Origin of the sequence: Sulfuricurvum sp. (assembly GCF_049277495.1) — a bacterium.
Taxonomy (GTDB): domain Bacteria; phylum Campylobacterota; class Campylobacteria; order Campylobacterales; family Sulfurimonadaceae; genus Sulfuricurvum.
On record NZ_JBASYM010000019.1, the window covers coordinates 43,665 to 66,263 of the forward strand.

At 45.3% G+C, this 22,599-nt stretch carries 18 protein-coding genes and 1 pseudogene; 7 read left to right on the plus strand and 12 right to left on the minus strand.

The window, feature by feature from the left end:
- Positions 1 to 174: 174 nt before the first annotated feature.
- Together dnaN and dnaA are read right to left on the minus strand one after the other, a co-directional pair.
- Entirely contained in the window at positions 175 to 1,242 is a 1,068-nt protein-coding gene (dnaN, locus tag WAO38_RS04650) for a DNA polymerase III subunit beta (RefSeq protein WP_422234809.1), read from the minus strand.
- Positions 1,243 to 1,433: 191 nt separating this feature from the next.
- The gene (dnaA, locus tag WAO38_RS04655; RefSeq protein WP_422234811.1) at positions 1,434 to 2,762 is read right to left on the minus strand and encodes a chromosomal replication initiator protein DnaA; all 1,329 of its coding nucleotides are present in this window, start codon (positions 2,760 to 2,762) and stop codon (positions 1,434 to 1,436) included.
- Positions 2,763 to 2,872: 110 nt separating this feature from the next.
- Between dnaA and ruvC the strand changes: the two are divergent.
- A pseudogene (ruvC, locus tag WAO38_RS04660) lies at positions 2,873 to 3,340 on the plus strand (crossover junction endodeoxyribonuclease RuvC); the annotation flags it as partial.
- A gap of 634 nt (positions 3,341 to 3,974) precedes the next feature.
- Entirely contained in the window at positions 3,975 to 5,699 is a 1,725-nt protein-coding gene (locus WAO38_RS04665) for a lysophospholipid acyltransferase family protein (protein WP_422234813.1), read from the plus strand.
- Positions 5,700 to 5,758: 59 nt separating this feature from the next.
- On the opposite strand, the gene WAO38_RS04670 is transcribed toward WAO38_RS04665, so the two are convergent.
- Both WAO38_RS04670 and WAO38_RS04675 read right to left on the minus strand, forming a co-directional pair.
- On the minus strand, positions 5,759 to 6,541 hold the full coding sequence (locus tag WAO38_RS04670; protein WP_422234815.1) for an RluA family pseudouridine synthase: 783 nt from the start codon (positions 6,539 to 6,541) through the stop codon (positions 5,759 to 5,761).
- A 143-nt stretch (positions 6,542 to 6,684) separates the two neighbouring features.
- Positions 6,685 to 7,599, minus strand: coding sequence for an RluA family pseudouridine synthase (locus WAO38_RS04675; RefSeq protein ID WP_422234817.1), 915 nt, complete (start codon positions 7,597 to 7,599; stop codon positions 6,685 to 6,687).
- 78 nt (positions 7,600 to 7,677) lie between these two features.
- On the opposite strand from WAO38_RS04675, the gene purB reads away from it, so the two are divergent.
- The 3 genes from purB (at position 7,678) to WAO38_RS04690 (ending at position 11,893) form a co-directional block, all read left to right on the plus strand.
- Entirely contained in the window at positions 7,678 to 9,006 is a 1,329-nt protein-coding gene (purB, locus tag WAO38_RS04680; RefSeq protein WP_422234819.1) for an adenylosuccinate lyase, read from the plus strand.
- 158 nt (positions 9,007 to 9,164) lie between these two features.
- Positions 9,165 to 11,531: a ribonucleoside-diphosphate reductase subunit alpha gene (locus tag WAO38_RS04685; protein WP_422234821.1), complete on the plus strand. Its 2,367-nt coding sequence runs from the start codon at positions 9,165 to 9,167 to the stop codon at positions 11,529 to 11,531.
- Entirely contained in the window at positions 11,522 to 11,893 is a 372-nt protein-coding gene (locus WAO38_RS04690; protein WP_422234823.1) for a hypothetical protein, read from the plus strand. The genes WAO38_RS04685 and WAO38_RS04690 overlap by 10 nt, the downstream gene beginning before the upstream one ends.
- On the opposite strand, the gene WAO38_RS04695 is transcribed toward WAO38_RS04690, so the two are convergent.
- From WAO38_RS04695 to WAO38_RS04720, 6 genes are read right to left on the minus strand one after another with little or no spacing between them, the layout of a single operon-like run.
- A complete protein-coding gene (locus WAO38_RS04695) occupies positions 11,883 to 12,317 on the minus strand; it encodes a low molecular weight protein-tyrosine-phosphatase (protein WP_422234824.1) in 435 nt (144 codons plus the stop codon). The genes WAO38_RS04690 and WAO38_RS04695 overlap by 11 nt on opposite strands.
- On the minus strand, positions 12,314 to 13,255 hold the full coding sequence (locus WAO38_RS04700; protein WP_422234826.1) for an RsmB/NOP family class I SAM-dependent RNA methyltransferase: 942 nt from the start codon (positions 13,253 to 13,255) through the stop codon (positions 12,314 to 12,316). Before WAO38_RS04700 ends, WAO38_RS04695 begins: the two co-directional genes overlap by 4 nt.
- Positions 13,252 to 13,860, minus strand: coding sequence for a class I SAM-dependent methyltransferase (locus WAO38_RS04705; protein WP_422234828.1), 609 nt, complete (start codon positions 13,858 to 13,860; stop codon positions 13,252 to 13,254). The genes WAO38_RS04700 and WAO38_RS04705 overlap by 4 nt, the downstream gene beginning before the upstream one ends.
- The gene (locus WAO38_RS04710; protein ID WP_422234830.1) at positions 13,857 to 14,504 is read right to left on the minus strand and encodes a protein-L-isoaspartate(D-aspartate) O-methyltransferase; all 648 of its coding nucleotides are present in this window, start codon (positions 14,502 to 14,504) and stop codon (positions 13,857 to 13,859) included. The genes WAO38_RS04705 and WAO38_RS04710 overlap by 4 nt, the downstream gene beginning before the upstream one ends.
- On the minus strand, positions 14,501 to 15,235 hold the full coding sequence (locus WAO38_RS04715) for a carbon-nitrogen hydrolase family protein (protein WP_422234832.1): 735 nt from the start codon (positions 15,233 to 15,235) through the stop codon (positions 14,501 to 14,503). Before WAO38_RS04715 ends, WAO38_RS04710 begins: the two co-directional genes overlap by 4 nt.
- Positions 15,222 to 16,241: a ribonucleotide-diphosphate reductase subunit beta gene (locus WAO38_RS04720; protein WP_422234834.1), complete on the minus strand. Its 1,020-nt coding sequence runs from the start codon at positions 16,239 to 16,241 to the stop codon at positions 15,222 to 15,224. Before WAO38_RS04720 ends, WAO38_RS04715 begins: the two co-directional genes overlap by 14 nt.
- A 96-nt stretch (positions 16,242 to 16,337) precedes the next feature.
- Here WAO38_RS04720 and WAO38_RS04725 point away from each other — a divergent pair, with 96 nt between their 5' ends.
- Positions 16,338 to 19,583: a DUF748 domain-containing protein gene (locus tag WAO38_RS04725; RefSeq protein WP_422234836.1), complete on the plus strand. Its 3,246-nt coding sequence runs from the start codon at positions 16,338 to 16,340 to the stop codon at positions 19,581 to 19,583.
- Between the two features lie 84 nt (positions 19,584 to 19,667).
- Entirely contained in the window at positions 19,668 to 20,747 is a 1,080-nt protein-coding gene (locus WAO38_RS04730) for a YeiH family protein (RefSeq protein WP_422234838.1), read from the plus strand.
- 52 nt (positions 20,748 to 20,799) lie between these two features.
- Here the strand turns inward: WAO38_RS04730 and WAO38_RS04735 are convergent, their stop codons facing one another.
- Positions 20,800 to 21,435 (minus strand): GDSL-type esterase/lipase family protein, encoded by a 636-nt coding sequence (locus WAO38_RS04735; RefSeq protein ID WP_422234839.1) that lies wholly within the window; start codon positions 21,433 to 21,435, stop codon positions 20,800 to 20,802.
- A 2-nt stretch (positions 21,436 to 21,437) separates the two neighbouring features.
- The coding region (locus WAO38_RS04740; RefSeq protein ID WP_422234841.1) for a YifB family Mg chelatase-like AAA ATPase at positions 21,438 to 22,599 on the minus strand (1,162 nt) is incomplete at its 5' end.

Sequence of the window (22,599 nt, forward strand, 5' to 3'; positions counted from 1 at the left end):
CGATAGCGTGTTAAATGGCTTTATTTTACCTGATATAAACTAAAAAGAAGGTTTTTTTTGCAATTGAGAAGTATAAATAATAGTGTTGATGAAAAGTAAAACTTGTTTCACGTGGATTTTTAGAGAAAGAAAATTAGCAATTTAACTAAAGGAAAATATCCCTTTAGAATTAAATTAAATGACTATCGGCATTACGATGGTTTTAAAATTTTGATCTTTTAAGACGAAAGGCTGATTGGATTCATTGGCTTCAAGAATAAATTCACTTCCTTGAACTTGACCTAGAAAATCTAAAATATATCGGCTGTTGATTGCTAAAATAAACGGAGTATCAAAACCGTTTTCAATTTCTACTGCCGTTTTTGCTTCGATATTATCATCGCTTAAGCTTTCAAACAAAATCGCGTCTTGCTGAAAAGTAAGTTTGAGATCATTGGAAATGGTCGTTATCTGCTTGATAGCGGTAATAATAGCACTTTTAGGCAAGGTAATAGTACGATGAGCTTCTTTTGGAATAATTCGGCTGTAATCAGGGAATTTACCGTTAATAAGCTTGGTATAAAAAAGAGAGTCTTCGGATTTGATAATGAGATGGGTGTTATCGTAATAAATTTCGATGTTTTCCGAAAAAAGTTTTTGAATTTCAATGATTGCTTTTTTAGGGACAATAATAGAAAGTTCAGCATCATTTTGACTGTCGATATGAACTAAAGCCAAACGGCGAGTATCGGTTGCGACAACATTGATCTGATTTGATTTGATATCGATCAAGGCACCGTTTAATTCGAATTTTGGATTATTGGTATCGGCAGCAGGAGTGATTTTTTTCAGTGATTCAATCAATACGTGTGAATTGATCATAATTTTAGGTTTTCCATCGGTTGTAGGAAAAGTAGGGAATTCTGTGCTTTTATAAGTAGGAAGTTTAAAATTAGAACGTTTTTGGCGAATATGAAGAGTATCTTTATCAAGATTGAGTTCAATCTCTTCATCTTTGAGAATGCGGATTATATCAAGGAGCTTTTTACCGTTAGCAGTTAGTGAACCCGGTTCTTCAACGTTGACGGAATTGGTTTGTATAACAAGTCCAATTTCATAATCAGTAGCTTTTGCATAGAGAGTTCTTCCGTCAGTGGAGAGCAAAATATGAGAAGTGATTTGTGACGTATCTTTTTTTTCTAAAAAAGGTTGAAGGTGCAAAAGAATATTTTCTAAGACCGACTTGTCAACGGTAATTTTCATAAGTGACTCCTATTATTATATATAGCATTAATTGTAGTAGTTAGTAATAAGGGGGTGTGAATGGGTGAAAACACCCTGTAAACTCCCATCTCTCCTGCTTTGAAGATGTGATGAACCGTATACGTTTCATTCACTTCTATTCACATATTGAATTATATCTTTTTTAAAAGACCTTTACAAACACAAAAATTTTATTCCGGAGTAGCAATAGAAACTTTATTAGACAGTTCTTCAACTTTTACACGAAAATCCTCATCATTTTTCATCAGTTCCTGAATTTTTTTCATGGTATGGCTGACGGCGGTATGATCTTTCATTCCAAAATATTGCGCCAGCTGAGGCATAGAATTCGGAGTAAGGGAACGTGAGAGATAGATTGCAATACGGCGGGCATAAACGATATTGCTGTTACGGCTTTTGGAACGTATTTCACTCGGTTTAATATTGAGTTCTTTGGCAACCGTATCCATAATAAGATCAGTGGTGATATTGCTCCGTTTTTCGGCCATTTGTTCTTTGAGTACATTGCGGGCGAATTCGATGGTTATATCGACACCCATGAGTTGTGAATAGGCATTGAGCTTAGAGAGGATACCTTCAATTTCCCGGGTATTGTTTTCAATAATGGTTGCCACATAATTGATAACTTCACGATCGAGTTTAACACGGTTGATTTCACATTTTTTCTTGATAATTTCAATTTTGGTTTCAAGTTCAGGAGGCTGTATATCGGCAACGAGTCCCGATTCAAATCGGCTTTTAAGGCGCTCTTCGAGCCCTCCGATTTTTTTAGGGGGTTTATCCGAGGTGATGATGATTTGCTTGTTTTCATTTCGAAGAGCGTCAAACGTATGAAAAAACTCTTCTTGAATCTGATTTTTGTTACTTAAAAACTGAATATCATCGATAAGGAGTAAATCACATTTACGGTATTTGTCTTTAAACCGGTCCATGGTCCGGTTACTGAGATGACGTGTAAAGTCATTTAGAAACTGTTCGACCGATGTATATATAACTGTTTTGCCTTGCGCTAACATTACATTGCCGACCGATTGCATCAGGTGGGTTTTTCCCAAACCGACTCCCCCGTAAATGAAGAGGGGATTGTATACGACTCCCGGTTTTTCACTGACATTTTTGGCTGCTATAAAAGCAAAATTATTTGAATCTCCGACAACAAAATTTTGAAAAGTAAAGGATGGATTGAGTAAAGATCCGCCGGGACGTTCTGTATTAACTGCTACAGAAGAATTTTGGGTTGTTGTCGGTGCAGATGAAGATTGGATCAAAATGGATACGGTAGGTTTAATATTGGTTTTGATTTCAAAAAGATGCGCTATTTTATCGGCAAACTTTGTTCGTACCCAATTGGCTATCAATGCATTGGGTGCACGAAAAATGGCTAAGTTGCTTTTGGATTCGTTTTCATCATAGGTGAGCTGTTTGATATAGCGTTGATAGTCTATATCATTAATCTCCCCTTTGAGTGCGTTTAAAACTTGTTTGCCGATTGAATTCATCTTATACCTGACCCTGTGAATAGTAATGTGAATAATACCAATATTTGCCTATAATTAGGTTCAAATAAGAGGTGAATATCTTTATTCACCCCTGTGAATGGAGTATTGAAGTGAATATTTTGGGAATCGATCCGGGGACACGAAACTGCGGATACGCAATCGTTGCAATCGAGGGGCAAAAAATACGTCTTATCGAAGCGGGATTGATCAAAATGAAAAGTGAAGAGCTTCAATATCAAATTCCTCAGGTGGCCGAAGGGATTGAACAGCTTTTCGCAGCCCATAAAATCGATGAAGTAGCAATGGAAGATATTTTTTATGCCCATAATCCGAAAACAGTACTAAAGCTTGCCCAGTTTCGCGGTGCTATTACCCTCAAGCTTTTGCAAGAATTTGGTATGTTTGCCGAATATACACCGCTGCAAGTCAAAAAAGCATTGACGGGAAAAGCCAAAGCGGCAAAAGAGCAAGTCGCATTTATGGTCAAACAGATACTGGGGATTACCAAAGAGATCAAGCCTTTGGATATTACGGATGCTATGGCTGTGGCAATAACCCACGCCCAACGTGTTAAACTTGAAATGAATAAGCAAAATCAAATCGTTCGTAAAAATAGTTTGAAAGAAAAAAGTTTATCGGTTAAAGAGAATGCGTGTGATGAAATTGCGTGAGGGCTAAGATATTGAAAACAGTTCTGTAAGCGACCAACACACCAGGAAGGTCGCCAAGTCAGAAGTTTATCCAAAGAGCCTTAGAGATCCTTAATGATTTTCAATTGATGGCAGACTTAAGTGTTTATCTTTGTTATTGCCTAAAAGATTTCTGAATCCAGAAAAAAAACTCAAACTCTTTCCAAAATGTGTAATATTCACACTGTGACCGTGCTGTGAATAAGTCACGGTATTTTATACTCGAAAAGCCTTCATATTCTTCTTTGTTTCAGAAATATTTTATATAAATATACCCTGAAATATGCTTTCTTTAAACCACCTTAAAGTCCCTATTTTAGGGACTTTTACAGATATATTCCTATAAATAATAAAATAAATCATTGTTATAAAAAGTTATTCACATAAGTTGATTTTTTTTTCCGCTTTTTGAGGTGTAATCGCGCGGTAATCCAAATGTAACCGCTTCGCAATGCGTATCCTTTAGTGTTTCAAAAATAGAAACACAAAGAAGAGTGTGAATTCTTCAATAAAGGTTTATCCAATGGTCAGTGCAGAATACATATTACGAAAAGAACACCCGAAAGTATTTCGTTATCCGGCGATCGTGAATAAAACAATCGTCGGATTAACACGTGTGCTCCTTCATGAAAAATCCATAAACCGCTTTATGGAGATTCATGAAGAAAAAAGCGGATTGGAATTCATCGATGCAGTTTTAGAATATTTAAATGTATCCTATAAAACGATTCATCGTCAAATTGAAAACATTCCGACTATCGGTAAAGTTATTATTGTTGCGAACCATCCTTTAGGGGCGTTAGATGCACTTTGTTTGATACAGATGGTATGCTCGGTACGTCAAGATAAAAAAGTTAAAATCGTAGCAAATCGAATGCTGGGAGAAATTACCCAATTAAAAGAGTATATGATCGGCGTGGATAATTTTAACGATAGAGTATCCAAACATGCTCTTCGTCAGATTGACAATGCGCTGCAGGCGGAAGAGGCCGTCATATTCTTTCCCTCCGGTGAAGTATCGCGTGCAGGAATATTCGGTATTAAAGAGGGTATATGGAAAGGGGGATTTGTTAAATTTGCCAAACGCAATGCCGCGCCGATTCTTCCTATCCATATTAAAGGGAAGAACAGTCCATTGTTTTATGCTGCTTCGTGGATCTATAAACCATTGGGCGGATTATTGTTGAGCCATGAAATATTTGCCGCGCGAAATCGGGTATTTGATTTTACGATAGGTCAGATGGTGAGTGAAAAAGCCCTCAGTGATTTTAATCTGAGTGAGAAACGTCATGCTAAACTCTTCCGTAAACATCTTCTACGCGTTGCAAAGGGAAAAAAGGGAATTTATCCTACAGAATGTTCGATCGCCCATCCTGTGTCACGTCAAGAGCTTAGAAGCGAACTTCGTAAGGGAGAACTGTTAGGGCTGACAAGCGATAACAAAGAAATCTATCTTATTGAGCATGAAAATGCCCCTAACATCATTAATGAAATCGGACGGCTTCGAGAGTATTCATTTCGTAAAGTGGGTGAGGGAAGCGGACATGCACGCGATATCGATGGATATGACCGCTATTACCATCATTTAGTGCTGTGGGACGATGAGGCGTTAGAGATCGCCGGAGCCTACCGTATCGGCGAGTGTGAATGGATACTCTCATGGTTAGGCAAAGAAGGGTTGTATATGTCCGATTTGTGCGAAATGAGTGATCAATTTGATCCTGTATTGGAAGATGCGATTGAACTCGGACGCAGTTTCGTTCAGCCGAAATATTGGGGAAGCCGCGCGCTGGATTATCTATGGCAAGGGATCGGTGCTTATCTAAGCCACAATCCTCAAGTCAAATATATGATGGGTCCGGTAAGTATATCTGGGAGCTTTCCGAAGCATGCGCAAGAAGCATTGGTCTATTTTTACACTCTTTATTTCGGATGTGACCATACGATGGTAAGAGCTAAATCCCCATATTTTCTTTCGGACTTTGTCCGTTCAGAGTTTCAAGAATTATTCTCAGGGGACAATTACCCCGAGGATTTTAAAAGGCTCAAAGACTATCTTCGGGCATTGGACGTATCGATACCTACCCTCTACAAACAATACAGTGAATTGTGTGAAGAAGGGGGTGTACAATTTATGGATTTCGGGATCGATACCGACTTTAATAATTGTATTGACGGCTATATATTGGTAGATATCCGTAAAATAAAAGAGGCAAAACGGCAGCGGTATATTCGGGGAGCCGAATAAATTTTATATAGACTTTCTATTTCCCTGAGATCAAAACAGGGAATTGGAATGAAAAATTCTTACTTTTCGTTAACTCTCATCGCCTCAAAACACCGCGCAGTAAAATCTTCTTTCGATACGATAGTATAGAGTTTATTTTCATATTCAAATTCAAGAGAATGGGCATGAAGCAAGAGGCGTGTCGCGCTGCTTTTGCGGAGACGCTCTTCATCCGTCAACTCTTTTTCTAAAAAACGTGCTATATCGATTGCTTCCTGTCCATAGATCGGATCGCCGACGATCGGATGTTCCACGTGAAACAAATGGGCCCTTATCTGATGCGTTCGCCCTGTCAATGGGGAAGCCTCAACGAGCGTCATGTCATGTTCAGGAAAATATTGAAGAGGTTTGATAAAGGTACGGGAAGGTTTTCCCTCAGGGTGAACCAGAACCACTGAACTAATCAAAAGACTGGGATGATCGTTTCGCAATAAAGGCTCTTGGATATCGATTGAGTGTTCAAAATGCCCTTTTACCATTGCAAGATAGCGTTTGGTAATAGAACGTTCAGAGAATAACCGTTTTAAAACAGCTTCGCTTTTTTTGTTTTTTGAAACCAAAACCAAACCACTCGTCTCTTGATCGATACGGTGAGTTGCGTTAGCATCATTTCCAAACATATGTTTGATCTCATCATTAAGGGTATAGGGGGAGAGGCGGCTGTTAGGATGGACACACAAACCGCTGGGTTTGTCGTAAACCGCAAAGTCGTTTGTGTCAAACATAGGTTTGAATCCACGTGATAACGGTTCAAAACAAATGAACTCGCAATCCCCTTCAATGAACCCGAATTGATCAGACATAACAATGCCGTTTTGGGATAAGCGACCTCGAGCGATGAGTCGCTGACCTTCGCTTCGTGAGATGCCTAATTCATTTGTCAAAAACGTTAGGGCCATTTGGGAAACGGGTGAATAAAGTTTTTTAGTAATGAAAGGCATAGTACCTATTTGGCTTTCATCGCATCAAAGCATTGGGTAACAAAATCTTCTTTAGAGACAACGGTGTAAAGAGTATCGTTATAGGTAAATTCGAGTGAATGCGCATGCAGAAGAAGACGAGATGCCCCGGTATTTAGAAAGCGCTCCTCGGCAGACATCTCCCGATCTAAAAAGCGAACGGCATTGATTTCATCTTGACCATAAATAGGATCTCCGATGATCGGATGTTCCACGTGGAACAAATGAACCCGTATCTGATGCTGACGTCCGGTGTGAGGTGAGGCCTCTACAAGAGTCATATCGGTGTCAGGGAAATATTGAAGAGGCTTTATAAATGTTCGGGACGGTTTTCCCTCAGGGTGAACCCGAACGATCATGCGGACAAATGAGCTGGCATCTTCACGCCGTAATAAAGGTTCTTGAATATCGAGCGGTTCTTTCAGATGACCTTTGACCATGGCAAGATAGCGTTTGGTGATTTTACGATCCTCAAACATCATTTTTAAAGTACGCTCAGATACTTTGTTCCGTGCTGCTAAAACCAATCCGCTAGTCTCTTGATCGATCCTATGGGTAATATTGGCATTGTGGCCGAAACGGTGTTTAATTTCATCGTTAAGGCTGTAAGGGGTATGACGATTCTGAGGGTGAACGAGAAGGCCGCTTGGTTTATCATAAACGGCGAATTCCTCTTCGATGAACATGGGTTCCAGTCCAAGCGTCAAAGGTTCGAAACAGATAAAATCAAATGTCCCTTCGATGAATCCAGCATTGTTAGACATTACAACCCCATCCTGGGAGAGTCTCCCTTTTGCGATTAAACGCTGCGCTTCACTTTGAGCAATCCCTAACTCTTGCATTAAAAAGCGGAATGCTTTTTGACGTGTCGGAGCATGAAGTTTTTTGGTGATGAAGGGCAATTTAATTCCTTTTTAGGGAGGGTTGGATAAACTCTATAATTAATAAGATGCGCATTTTAGCATAGTAAGGAAGTAGATATGGTAGATCGTTACGCCAGAGAAGAGATGAAGTCCAAATGGAGTATCCAAGCAAAATATCAAGCGTGGCTTGATGTAGAGAAAGCGGTTGTTATCGCTTGGAATAAATTGGGTCTTATTCCTGATGAGGATGCTGAGAAGATTGTCAAAAATGCGGGATTCAGTGTTGAGCGTATTGATGAGATCGAAGCGATCACCCGTCACGATTTAATTGCGTTTACAACATCCGTATCGGAAACCCTCGGAGAAGAGAGCCGCTGGTTCCATTATGGAATGACCAGTTCGGATACGGTTGATACTGCGGTCGCTCTTCAAATGCGCGATTCATTGGCACTTATTATTGAAGATGTCAAAATGGTCATGGAATCGATCAAAACACGTGCGATGGAACACAAGATGACATTGATGGTCGGACGAAGCCACGGGATTCACGGCGAGCCGATTACGTTTGGTTTGGTGTTAGCGGTTTGGTATGACGAGATGGCCCGCCATTTGGAAAACTTGGAACAAACGATGGAAGTGATTTGTGTCGGTCAGGTTTCCGGAGCTATGGGTAATTTTGCTCACGCACCGTTGGAACTTGAAGAGTATGCGTGTGAGGCGTTAGGGCTTAAATCGGCTCCTGCTTCTAACCAGGTTATTCAGCGTGACCGTTATGCACGTCTTGCTTCCGCTTTGGCATTGATGGCGAGCTCGATCGAAAAATTTGCGGTACAGGTTCGTCACTGGCAGCGTACCGAAGTGTATGAGTGTGAAGAGTTTTTTGCCAAAGGGCAAAAAGGTTCATCCGCAATGCCGCATAAACGCAATCCGATTTTGACGGAGAATATAACAGGGTTAGCCCGTATGGTTCGTGCCTATGTTATCCCTGCGATGGAAAACGTTGCGTTATGGCATGAGCGTGATATCTCTCACAGTTCTACCGAGCGTTTCTGGCTGCCGGACAGTTTTGTAACGAGTGACTTTATGCTGCACCGTTTTAACAGTGTTATAGCGAACCTCGTTGTTTATCCTGAAAATATGATGCGTAATCTGAACCTGACCGGCGGACTCGTTTTCTCTCAACGTATTTTGCTTGAGCTTCCTCTCAAAGGGGTGAGCCGTGAAGATGCGTACCGTATCGTTCAACGCAATGCGATGAAAGTATGGGAAGGGCTGCAGCAAGGAAACAGTGCCGTTAATGAAAAAGGGGAAAGCCTTTATTTGCAATATCTTTTGGCGGATGAAGAATTGGGCCAAAGTCTGAGTGAAGCAGCAATCCGCGAATGTTTTAATTTTGATTACTACACCAAAAATGTCGATAAAATTTTTGCACGGGTGTTTAAATAATTATCATAAAAAAACATTCTTTCGGTATAAGAAACAATACAATATTGAGTGATTATAATACGTCTAAACTGCCTCGAAAATGAGGCAAGATTTAGTGCCTTACGGTACAAGGGAAAAGTCCCTTGGCTTTCAAAATAGATGGGTTACAAGGGAGAGAGATGCTAACCATAGTTAAACGTAACGGCCGCCGTGAGCCGTTGGATATAACAAAAATTCAAAAATATACTTCAGCAGCTGTCAAAGGTTTGGTTAACGTATCGCAAAGCGAACTGGAAGTCGATGCACAGATCCAGTTCCGTGACGGTATTAACAGTAATGAGATTCAACATACACTTATTAAAACGGCGGTCGATAAGATCGATATCGACTCTCCGAACTGGACGTTTGTCGCATCGCGTCTCTTTTTATACGATCTTTACCACCGTGTAAACGGTTTTACGGGATACGGCACACTCAAAAGCTATTTTGAACGCGGTGAAGCCGAAGGGCGTATTCTTTTGGGGCTCAAAGAGAAATACAATCTGGAAGAGCTGGATGCGTATATCGTCCCTGAACGTGACTTGCAGTTTAATTACCTCGGGGTTAAAACACTGTACGACCGTTATTTGATCAAAGACCGCAAGGGTGATCCAATCGAGCTTCCTCAGCATATGTTTATGGCGGTTGCGATGTTCCTGGCACAAAACGAATCCGACCGCCAAGGGTGGGCGAAAAAGTTTTATGACATGATGTCGAAATTTGAAGTGATGATGGCGACCCCTACTCTCTCTAATGCCCGTACGACCCGTCATCAGCTCAGTTCGTGTTACATCGGTTCAAGCCCTGATAACATCGAAGGGATTTTTGATGCCTACAAAGAGATGGCATTGCTTTCTAAATTCGGCGGCGGAATCGGTTGGGACTGGACGCAGGTCCGCGCGATGGGATCATTTATCGACGGCCATAAGAATGCGGCCGGCGGAACGGTGCCGTTTTTGAAAATCACGAACGATATCGCTATCGCAGTCGATCAGCTCGGAACGCGAAAAGGGGCTATCGCCGTTTATCTCGAACCGTGGCACATGGATGTCAAAGATTTCCTCGATGTGAAGAAAAACTCCGGGGAAGAGCGACGCCGTGCGCATGACTTGTTCCCTGCTCTCTGGATCAACGATATGTTTATGAAACGTGTCGTCGAAGACGGCATTTGGACTATGTTCGATCCCTACGATGTAAAAGAACTGACAGAGCTTCACGGAGCGGCGTTCGAAAAACGTTATTTGGAACTTGAACAAGATGAGAGCGTGATCAAAGAGCATACCAAAGCCAAAGACCTTTGGAAAAAAATCCTCACCTCGTATTTTGAGACAGGAAGCCCGTTCTTGTGCTTTAAAGACAGCGCTAACCGTGCTAACCCGAATGACCATTACGGGATTATCCGCAGTTCGAACCTGTGTACGGAGATTTTCCAAAATACCCAGCCGAACCACTATCTGATCAAAATCAAATTTGATGACGGATCGTTTGTGACCTACGAAGAAGATGAGATCGTCAAAGTGGACAGCGGGATCGAAAAACCGGCGAACAAAGTAACGGCACTCGATTCAATGGGAGGAAAAGCGATCTATATCGTCGAGAAAGAGAAAGTAGACGGTGCAACGGCAGTCTGTAACCTCGCCAGCGTCAATCTCTCCCGCGTGAATACGAAAGAGGATTTTGACCGTATCGTCCCGGTAGCGATCCGCGCACTGGACAATGTTATCGATCTCAACTTCTATCCGTTAGAGAAAGTCAAACGGACGAACATGCGCAGCCGTGCTATCGGTTTGGGTGTTATGGGTGAAGCACAGATGCTTGCGGAAAGCAAAATCGTGTGGGGAAGCCAAGAACATTTTGACAAAATCGATGAAGTGATGGAGTCGGTGAGTTATAACGCGATCAAAGCTTCCTCGGATCTTGCCCTCGAAAAAGGTTCATATGCCGAGTACCAAGGTTCCAAATGGAGCCGCGGTATCCTTCCGATGGATCACGCGACGGCGGAGGTGCAAAACCTCGTCGACCGCGGAGGACTTTTCGCTCCGAACTATGAGTGGGATGAACTTCGTGAAACGATCAAACGCCAGGGGATGCGTAACGGTTACCTGATGGCGATCGCACCGACGAGTTCGATCTCTATCCTCACCGGAACGACACAAACGATCGAGCCGATCTACAAACGCAAATGGTTTGAAGAGAATCTTTCTGGTCTTATTCCGGTCGTTGCCCCTCAGCTCAGCCCTGAGACATGGGGATACTATACTCCGGCGTATGATCTCGATCAGACGATCCTTGTTAAAGCGGCGGCAATCCGCCAAAAATGGATCGATCAGGGGCAAAGCCTCAATATCTTTATCACCCTTGACCGTGCCAGCGGGAAATATCTCAACGATATCTACATGCTCGCATGGAAACTGGGTCTCAAATCGACCTACTACCTCCGTTCCCAGTCACCGGAACAAAAACAAGACACGGCAGACCGCTCGATGGAGTGTGAAGGGTGTCAGTAAAGCCCCTGAGCGCCCAAGCGCTCAAAAGCCTGCTTGAACGTATCGATTCTGCCCATGAGGGCGAAATCCGCTCCCTTACCCCTCTATCCCCTACTTCCATCGAAATCCGTTTCAGTGTTCAGGATATCGCACGCGGTTACGACTGGATCGATGTGCTGTTTCGACTCGAGGGTGTGAATGATGCCAAACTCGTGAGTGATAATGTTTTACGTGGATTGGACATGTCCGAGGGGATAACGGCAGAGATAACACCCAGCAGTGCAGCGTTAGCGATCGGTAGTTACAGTGGACGTGTGAATGAAGCGCCGTTTTATATCCAGGGAGCCTCTATGGGATACCAGGAGCTTCCTTTTAGCGGCTAAGCAGTTCTCTCACACACGATTCGATCATCGCATAAACGTGATCGAATCCCTCAAACCCATCGAAAAAAAAGGGATCGGGGACATCCGCACCCGCATGACCGAACTCACCCAGTTTCACCAGATTCGTACATCCCAATGCTTTGAGATCGTTATAGTTGCTTTGATCGAGTGCGACGATAAGGTCAAACGACGTGAAATCGGCTCGGGTGACCTGACGGGCACGGAGGGTTGAGATATCGATCCCATTATTGCGGGCGACTTGTACGGAGTGTTTGCAGGGCGCTTCACCGACATGCCAGCTTCCCGTTCCCGCAGAATCGACGGTGATCGAGTGAGCCCCCTCTTCTATCAGGCGGCGCGCAACCCCTTCTGCGATCGGCGAACGGCAGATATTGCCGAGGCAGACAAAGAGAATCGAGTTCACTTTTTTTCCAAAAGGCATAAAAAGAAGCCGTCGATGGTATCGGTCGGCAAAATCCGGACGGCATTCTGGATCCGTTCATCGAAAATCTCTTTTCCCCAGCGGCTTAGAGGCTTTTGGATGTTATCAAAGGGCAAAGTGAGGGGTAAGGTCGTTAAATGTTCACCATGGCGCTCCAAGAGGTGCTGAAGCGGTATCTCGTTCTCTTCAGGAGAAAATGAACAGGTGCAGTAGAGGAGCTTCCCGCCCGGCTTGAGCGCTTCGAACGCGGAGAGCAATAATCGGCGCTGGAGTTTTGAGGTCTCTTTGACTTTGTGGATGGTCCAAAACGACATTGATTTCGGATCATGGGTTTTGAAGCGCGCTTCGGAAGAACACGGTGCGTCGAGTAGGATACGGTCGAACATCTCGGGACATTTTTTCCCGACGCTTCGTCCGTCGGTCATGTAGGTATGGGCGTTGGTGACCCCTTGGCTTTCGAGATTGTCGCGAAGACGGAAAAAGCGCTCACGCGAAAGCTCCACCGCCGAGAGCCATCCGGTGTTTTGCATCATGCCCGCCAGCATCAGAGTCTTCCCTCCGGGAGCGGCGGCGAGATCGAGGACAGTCTCCTCCGGCTCCGGGGCGAGGATCAGCGGTGCGACCATGGAGGCGAGATTTTGGATATAGAGTCTTCCTCCGTAAAAGGCATCCGTCTGGGTGAGCGCCAGTTTGTCTGCGGGAGAGATACGGTAGACACCCTCCAGCCAACCGACACGCTCAAAGGGTATATTCGCCGCTTTGAGATCGTTCTCGAGGGCTTCGGCAGTCGATTTGAGGGTATTGACCCGAAAAGTGACCTGTTTGGGTTCATCAAAAGTACGGATGATCGACTCGAATTGCTCACGTGGAACAATTTGCGAGAGACGTTCGACAAAGGCTTCGGGAAGGGTCGTCGTCATTTGCGTACCGCCATCCGAACGACCGACGCGATTCCGATGTGCCCTCTTCCCTCATTGAGTTCCGTTTCGATTTCGCAGAGTTCGAGGATTTCGCAGGGGGTATGTTCCAAGATACTTCGCAGAGCGTCAGCGGTATAGAGAAGCGTTTCGTCTTTAGGTCCGCCGGTCGTTCGGGGAAGCTGGTGGATCGAGAAAAACTCTCCGGCAAACAATCCGCCGCTCTTGAGATGCTGGATCATTTTTGAAAAAACGTCACTGCGAAGCGGTTCGGCGAGGTGGAGAAACGAGCAAAAGATCGCGTCATAGTGACCGCTCGGCTCCCACTCTTCCAAATCGGCATGAATACAGGTGATGGTACATCCGGCGCTTTGGGCAAGGGCGGAAGCTTTGGCCAAGCCGATATCGGAAGCATCCAAGGCGGTGACACGGTGCCCTGCTTTAGCGGCATAGACGGCGTTGCGCCCTTCCCCCTCTCCCAGAAAAAGTATCTCTTTCCCCGCTTCCAGCGTGTCGATATGCGAAGCGAGGTATCGGTTGGGCTCTTTACCGTAAAAGTACCCTTCTCTCTCGTAGCGTTCGTTCCAAAATTCGCGCTGATCACTCATTTGCGTACTACTCCATCGAGGACAGGGACAAAATCACAGATTTCCAGGGCATCCTCATGGATGACTCCCCCTTGTTTGGTGAAGCGGGTAATGACCTGTTCGCGTCCTTTGTCGATCGGGGCAATCAAAATCCCCCCTTCCCGCAGCTGCTGGAAAAGTTTTTTGGGAATTTCGCGTGCCGATGCCGAAAACAAAATACGGTCAAAAGGGGCATATTGCTCCCAGCCGTTTTGGCCGTCATCGGTACGGGTGTGGATGTTTCCGAGACGAAGATGGCGAAACCGTTCTTTGGCTTCCAGCAGAAGCGATTCTATCCGTTCGATCGTAAAAACACGGCGGAATACATGGGACAAGACGGCGGCCTGATAGCCGCTGCCGCATCCGATTTCGAGTACGCTGTCGCACCCCTCAGGGCTCAGATACTGGGTCATTTTAGCGACGGTGAGCGGCGAGGAGATGTATTGCTGCGCACCGATGGGAAGCGCATCAAGGCGGTAGGCGTTATGGCGCATGGCGAGAGGGACAAATACCTCACGGTTGGTGTTGACAATCGCATTTTTGACGATGGGGCGAAGGGGAAACTTTTTGGCGATCTCATCGGCCATTCGCGTTGTTTTGATGATGGTGATTTTATCGATGCTCATTCTATTCCTACGTTGAGGTATCGGCGCATAGAGAGGACGGTGCGCTCTTCATAATGGGAGGCTAAAAACTCAACGCCGTTATTGCGGATCTCCCCTCCGAAAGGGGTTATGATACCGCTCATTGCCGTCGTATCGGCATTAGCGGCATCGGAAGCGATGACATAACACTGGTTCATAAGGGCGAGTGCGTTGGTAAGGGTCACAAAATGATCCGCACGGAGTTTGCCCCACTGCGCCGGAAGAGCGATAATGTCACACCCTTCCAGCTGCTGCCAGAGGGACTTAAAGCGAAGTTCGAAGCAGATCAGAATCCCGATCTTGATCCCCTCAAACATAAAGGGGGCAATCCCCTCTTCCGGTCCGGGGACAAAATGCTCATGCTCAGCACCCAGAGCAAAGAGTTTCGCTTTGGCTTGGCGGCGGAGTACGGCACCGTTATGAATCGCATAGGCAATGTTGTAAAAAGCGTCTTCTTCACGGGTTATGGCAGTAAAGATCAGCAGACGGTTTTGGATACGTGCAAGGAGTTTTTCGAGGGCAACAAGGGTAAAGTCTGCCGCTTCATCAAAGCGCTCATACGCAAAACCGCTCAATGCGACTTCGGGGGCGACGATGATGGCATCTTCGGGAGATTGATCGATCAGCGCAAGGAGACGGTCCAGATTTTTTGCAAAATCGGTTTCCGTCTCAAAGCACAGAGATACTACGGAACGGGTTTTAGAAGTCGTCAAAGCTGAGGCTTCCTTTGGAATAGTTGGTGACGGTTCCCTCAAAGAAGTTCGTTTTTTGATCGTTAAACTTCGAGAAATCATCCACCCATTTAATCGGATTGGCAACATTGTAAAGAGGTTTGAGCCCTACCGCGGTGAGACGGTTGTCGGCAAGGTGCTGGATGTATTGTTCCACGATTTCGTTGGTAAGACCCAAAATCTGGCCTTGGGTGATGTATTGGCCCCATGCGACTTCCAAATCTACCGCTTTGCGGAACATATCATAGACCTCTTCGATCAGCTCTTCGGTAAAGAGATCCGCACGTTCGCGGCGAAGGGTGTTGATGATGTTTTGGAAGAGAACCAAATGGGTTACTTCATCCCGTTGAATAAAACGGATCATTTGGGCAGAACCGAGCATTTTTCCCGAACGGGCCAAGGTATAGATGTAGGTAAATCCGCTGTAAAAGTAGATCCCCTCCAAAATTTGGTTCGCGAAACAGGCTTTGACAAAAGCACTCTCAGACGGGTCGTTCGCCAGATCGTTATAGCGTGCCGCGATCGAGTCATTTTTGGTTTTGAGCATCATGTCTCTGCGCCACAGATCGTAAATCTCTTCGCTGTTTTGGCTGATCGAATCGACCATGACCGCATAGCTTTGAGAGTGGAGCGCTTCTTCGAAACTTTGGCGTACCAAAATCAGATTGACTTCGGGAGCGGTCACGTAAGGGTTAACGTTATCCATCAGGTTATTCGTCTGGAGGCTGTCCATAAAAATGAGTTGGGAGAGGGCTTTATCGTATGCCGTTTTTTCCATTTCCGTGAGGTATTTGTAATCGACTGCATCGCGGGTCATATCGACCTCTTTGGGGAACCAGGTGTTGTTGAGCATCATCTCCCAAAGGTTATAGGCCCATTGGTATTTGATATTGTTCAGTTCAAAAATCCCGGTCGGATTGCCGCCGAAAATCTGGCGATCGTTTACATGTTCATTGGATGTTGGATTGTAAATTTGTTTACGCTTCATTACGGCTATCCCTCTGTGCAGATAAAGTAGCTGATTATCTCGAAATATAGATTTAAGTATGATAAAATGAAGAGAGTTTTTTATGGGGGTGACAAGATGAGTAAGGGCTTAATCCTCAAATCGCTGGCCACGGTCATGGCGATTTATACAACAGCAGGCTTTTTCGGCGTTCCGTACCTCGTTAAACACGTGGTTCCTTCCAAAGTTCAAGACGCGACGAACGGAGGTAAATTTTCGGTTGAATCGGTTTCATTCAACCCTTTCAGCTTCCATCTTACCGTTAAAAAAGTAGCCTTTAAAACACCGCAAAACAGTGATTTGCTCACCCTTCAGCAATTTTCAATCAACATTGATCCGTTAGATTATTTATGGCGCGGGGGACTCGTCATTAAAGAGATTACCCTCAGTGAGCCTCATGTCTCCCTAGGGCGTGACACGCAGGGGGATTTCAATTTTAAATGGCTCACCGAACTGGGGGGAGATGAGAAGAAAGAAGAGAAAGCTTCAACGCCTCCGAAACTGATTATCAAGCATTTCGCCCTCAAAGAGGGGTCGATGAATTATCAAGATTATGCGGAGGGGAAAGCGTATGTGCTGGATTTGGGGCCGATCGGGTTTAAGCTCGATAATATCGATTTGCGCGATCTTTCCGGAGCTAACGGAAAAATGCGCCTTTACGCAACGATCAATGAAGGGGGATTTATCGATTTAAACGGAAAAATCGATGCGCTTTCACCGCTTGTGATCGGCGGGAATATGGCGTTTGATTCCGGGAAACTCTACACCCCTTGGCGCTATTTCAAAGATAAATTCCCGATCGAAGTGGCGGACGGTTCCGCAGCCTTCGGATTTGATTACCGGTTTGACAGCAGTGATGTGAATGCGACGGAGCTTTCAAATCTCCGTTTTAAAATGGATAAGCTGCGTATCATCCCTAAAGACGAACAGCGTAATCTTTTTACCCTTGCAACCTTGCGTCTGGACAAAGGAAATGTGCAGCCGATGCGGAAAGTTTTTAGCGCCGAATCTCTTAGCGTCAACGGGATCAATCTTGCAGCCGAGCGTTCCCGCGATGGAAAAATCGATTGGGTAACGTACATCGAAGAGATCCAAAAAGCATTTCCCGAAGATGAAAATGAGACGAAAGAGCCGTGGAATGTCACATTAGGCAAAGTGAGCGTGGAGAATGTCGGAGTACAGTGGAGCGACAACGCCCCCGCTGAACCGTATCAGGCAAGGTTGAATAACCTGTCGCTTCAGACCGGAGTCATCAGCAGTGATGAGACGTCCCCTCTAAATCTTTCGATCAGTACGGATACACTGCGTGTAACCCGCCAAAGGGATGCCGCCGTGAGCCTGGGATTGGAGGGTATCGGTATTGAGGGAATCGAGATTGACCGTTCAGGGAAATTTGCATCGGTTAAAAAACTTTCATTGACGCAGCCGACGGTTGCGTTAAAACGTTTACCGGACGGGTCTATCGATCTGTCCCGGTATGCCTATTCATCACCTGCCAAACCCACGTCATCCGAGGGTACACCATGGGGGTACCGCGTAGAAGAGATTGATTTGAACAACGGATCGGTAGGCTTTAAGGATGAGGTCCCTAAAAAACCAGTAGCGATCAACCTCGATCAGCTCAATCTCAACCTTCGCGGTTTTGAAAGCAATCCGTCCGTTCAAAATCGTCTTACGCTGTCTTCCCGTATTAATGAGAAAAGTACGGTGCGCTTGGATAGCGATGTGGTTCGTTCCCCTCTAAGTGCAAAAGGATCGTTGGATATTAAAGGTCTGGATGTTTCTCTGGCCGATCCTTATATCGAGCCCAGTACGTATGCATCATTGCGTCGGGGAAACTTGTCGCTTTCGGGGCAATACGAATATAAACCTTCAAAAGTCGGGCTAAAAGGAAAAGTGGCACTCAGTGATTGGGTTGTGAATGACGTACGGGATGATTCGGTATTGTTAGGATGGGAAAAAATCGGTGCGACACCGTTTGTGTATGCTTATCCTGACAATCGGCTCAAAATCAATCAGCTGGCAATCGATGGGCTCTATACAAATGCACTTATCGATGCGAAAAAAGTTTTGAACTATGCTACCCTCACTAAAAAAAGCCCGGTCGCGGCAAAGAAGGCGGCGAAAGATGGGGGGAATCCATTCGGATTGGATATCGTTAAACTTCTTTTACGCGGAAGCAGTGCAACATTTAGCGATCAGTCTCTTCCTCTTCCGTTTAAAACCTATATCCATGATTTGGAAGGCTCCGTTTTGGGAATATCGACGACCAAAGACGTGACGACATTCGTCAAACTGAGAGGAGGGGTTGATCAATACGGATTGGCAAAAATCGACGGCTCGCTCAATACCAAAGATCCTAAAAAATTCACCGATATCAAAGTGGCGTTTGATAATCTTGAACTGAAACAATACACCCCTTATTCCCTGGAGTTTTTAGGATACAAGATTGACGATGGAAAACTCTTTTTGAATCTGGGATACAAAATCGACGGAGGCAAGCTCAACGGAGCCAATCAGGTCGTAATCAAACAGATACAACTGGGAGATGAGAGAGCAGGGGGATCGCCGTGGCCGATGCGCTTTGTCGTGGCATTGCTGGAAGACAGCGAGGGCGTTATCGATATTGATCTTCCGATAGAGGGGGATGTGAACAGCCCCGATTTCAAATACGGAAAAGTTGTCTGGCATGTGATTACGAATCTCTTTACCAAGGCGGTAACCTCTCCGTTTCGCTTGCTCGGGTCTTTGATGGGGATTGAGAGCGATAAACTCTCCTCTATCGACTTTGAAGCAGGATCGGCGGTTCTGCTTCCTCCTCAGGTAGAGAAGCTAGACCATATCACGACCATGTTGACAAAGCGTCCAAAGCTTTCGTTGAATGTGTATGGAGGATGGAATGAAGCCGGTGATAGTTATGCACTGAAAGGACGAAAGCTTGTTCAAGCGGCACTCGCAAGGAATAAAGATCTTAAAATCGATTCTCCTCAGGCGATGAGTTTGGATCTTTTGGAAGATTTGGCAGAAGAGTCGTTGGAGAAAAAAGAGCGTAAAGAATTAAAAGCCAAACTGGAAGAACAATATCCGGAGGAAGCCGCTTTCGTACGTCATTATTCGGATGCACTGATCAACAAACTCATTCCGCTTCAGCCTTTGACGCCGCAAGAACTCCAAGATTTAGCACATCAGCGTGCAGAGGCGGTCCGTAATTATCTGCTTAAAACTCCGGGATTCGAGAAAAGGGTCGTAATCAAGGGAAGTGAGGCAGCCAAAGACGTCAAAACTGAAGAGATTCCGGTCCGTATGGAAATTGTGGTTAATTAAGCCATCATCAGAACTCGGAGCACGATGACTTTTATTGTTGTTCAAATCTCTCTATAATGCGATATTAGTTTTATAGGAGAGCTTATGCCTTTTTCACCCCAAAAGCGCAAAGATACCCTCAGCGGTATCCTGTTTGTCGCTATATTCGCTGCAGCAGCGACCATGATTGCCGATATTGCTGTTATTAAAAATCTAGGAATCTCCCCTTTGGTTGTGGGGATTGTTCTTGGTATCTTTTTTGCCAATACCCTTCATAACCGTATCCCTTCCGTTTGGGAAGGGGGAATTACCTTTTCCGGTAAAAAGATTCTTCGTTTTGCTATCGTTTTTTACGGCTTCCGCATTACATTTCAACAAATTGCCGAAGTAGGGATGGAGGGATTCATGGTCTCTTTGATTATGCTTTCAACCACATTTGTTTTGGGAACCTATCTGGGGCAAAAGTTTTTTAAATTGGACCGTGATACCTCAATGTTGACCGCAGCGGGGGCTTCAGTATGCGGAGCGGCGGCTGTTTTGGCAACCGAGCCGGTACTTAAAAGCGAAGAACACAAAGCGGCGATCGCGGTATCCATGGTCGTATTGTTCGGAACGATTGCAATGTTTTTATATCCTGCGCTTTACAGTGCGGGAGTTTTTGCGGGAATGGACGACAAAACGTTCGGTATTTTTGTGGGCGGGACGATTCATGAAGTCGCTCAAGTCGTTGCGGTCGGGGGTGCATACGGCAAAGATGCCGCAGATGCAGCCGTTATTGTCAAAATGACCCGTGTGATCATGATCGCACCGATGTTGATCGTATTGGGTATCTATCTCTCGTATGCCGCCAAAAAGAGCGGAAGCGCAGCGGGCGGTGTTAAACTGGTTATCCCGTGGTTCGCGGTTTATTTCATCGGTATGGCGGGTATTAACTCATTGCTGCAACAGTATAGTTTACAGCATGCAGGGGAGAGCATTGCAACGCTAATCTCGACATCGGTAGCCAATATTAATATCATCGATACCTTTTTGCTTACAATGGCTATGACGGCTTTGGGTATGGGGACACGCTTTGCGAAGTTCAAAGGACTCGGATTGGCGCCGCTTTACACGGCTGGTGCGATGTTCTTATGGCTTATAATCGGCGGATATTTTATCACTACGTGGGTAGTGGCCGCGTTTTAATCTTCGGGGCTTATGCCCCTTCTTCCTTTTGTCTTCAATTAAACGAATTTTACTAATCTTTCAACCTATAGTTATCTTTAATGATTTTGCCCACAGCTTCGGCCATTTTTTGATACCCTAACGCATTAGGGTGGATGTAATCGCTTTTGGTGCGGTTGTCGTGCAGGAGATTCGAAAGGATATCGGATTCAATCGGCAGATGGTATTGTTTCGCCAGTTCTCCGTACAGAGGCAGAGGGGAGAGATACAAGAGCCCGAATTCCGGAACGGCGATCAGCATCACCTCTGCACCTCCCTCACGTGCGAGACGAATCATCTCTTCTAAATTGCGCCGCAATAAATCGGTACGTTTTTTCTGAAGAATATCATTTCCTCCGTGACAGAGGATCAGGAGCTTAGGATGATGCTCTCTTAAAAGAGAGGGGAGGCGTTTGAGCCCTGCATCGGACAACTCTCCTGAAACCCCCGCATTGATTACTTTGCGTCCTAATATTTTTTCCAAGCGGGCGGGATAACTCTCCTGGGGTGCAGCTCCGTATCCATAGGTAAGGCTGTCGCCGAACGCGAGAATCACCCCCTCTTTATCGATAGGTTGCTGCGGCACATCGGGAGAAAGATAATAGCGGTTGATTAGAAAGCTCCCAATGAGTAATACAGCTAAAATCGCATAGGTTCTTTTTAATGTCATGTTTACCGTTTCCTATAGCTCAATGCTTCGAGCAGATGGGATTGTCCTATATCAATATCACCTTCGATATCGGCAATTGTTCGAGCAACTTTAAGAACTCGGCTCACCGCCCGAAACGAAAGACCGAATCTTCCGATCGCTTGATCGATGAGACCTTGAGTAGCATCGTTGAGCGGGCAATACCGGGCAATATCGGCGTCGCTGAGGGCACCGTTCAAAGCATTTTGTCCGCGCTTTTTTTGACGTAAAAAAGCCTGTCGCACTTTGGCATGGAGTTCCCGTGAACTTACGCTCGGTTTGTCCTCGGCACTCACGGCGTGCATCTGCACATAAAGATCGATACGGTCCAAAAAAGGATCCGACAGACGTGATTTGTAGCGGTTGATTTCCAAATCGCTGCATCGGCAAGCCGTTGTCGTACTGAACAAATTGCCGCAGGGGCAGGGATTCATGGCCGCTACAAAGAGGAAATTGGCATCATAGGTTACTTTCGTATTGACGCGGGAAATGCGGATATGGCGATCTTCGAGAGGTTCTCTGAGTGCTTCGAGCACCGTTTTGGAAAAGTGGGGAAGCTCATCAAAAAATAATATCCCTCCATGGGCCAATCCTACCTCCCCAATTTGTGCTTTATGTGCCCCACCGCCGAAAATACTGGCTCCGGTACTGGAGTGATGGGGGGATCGAAACGGCCGTGATGGGGTAAAGGTCGGCTCTTTTCCCTCCAATATTTCCAGTTTTGCGCATTCAAGAATCTCGTTGTTGTGAAGTGGGGGCATAATGTGAACCAGTCGTTTCGCAATCATCGATTTCCCGCTCCCCGGAGATCCTTCGAGCAGCAGATTATGCATGCCCGCAGCCGCTATAAGGGCGGAGCGCTTTGCATGTTCCTGCCCTTTGATATCGATAAAGTCGAGCGGATACTCTTCATGAAAAAAATAGCTTTTTTCGTTGTGGAGAATATGTTCGAATTCAAAGGTGCTGGTATGGGATTTTGCTTCGGGAAGAGGGTCGGCTTTTAAGAGGTTCAGGGTATCGGAGAGGGTATCAACGCCGTAGAACGTTATGTTCGGTATTTTTGAGAGTTTAGAAAGGCTTACATTGGGGACGATAGCGCGTGTAATCGCACCCTGATTCGCCAGAGACAAAATGATAGGGTAGAGG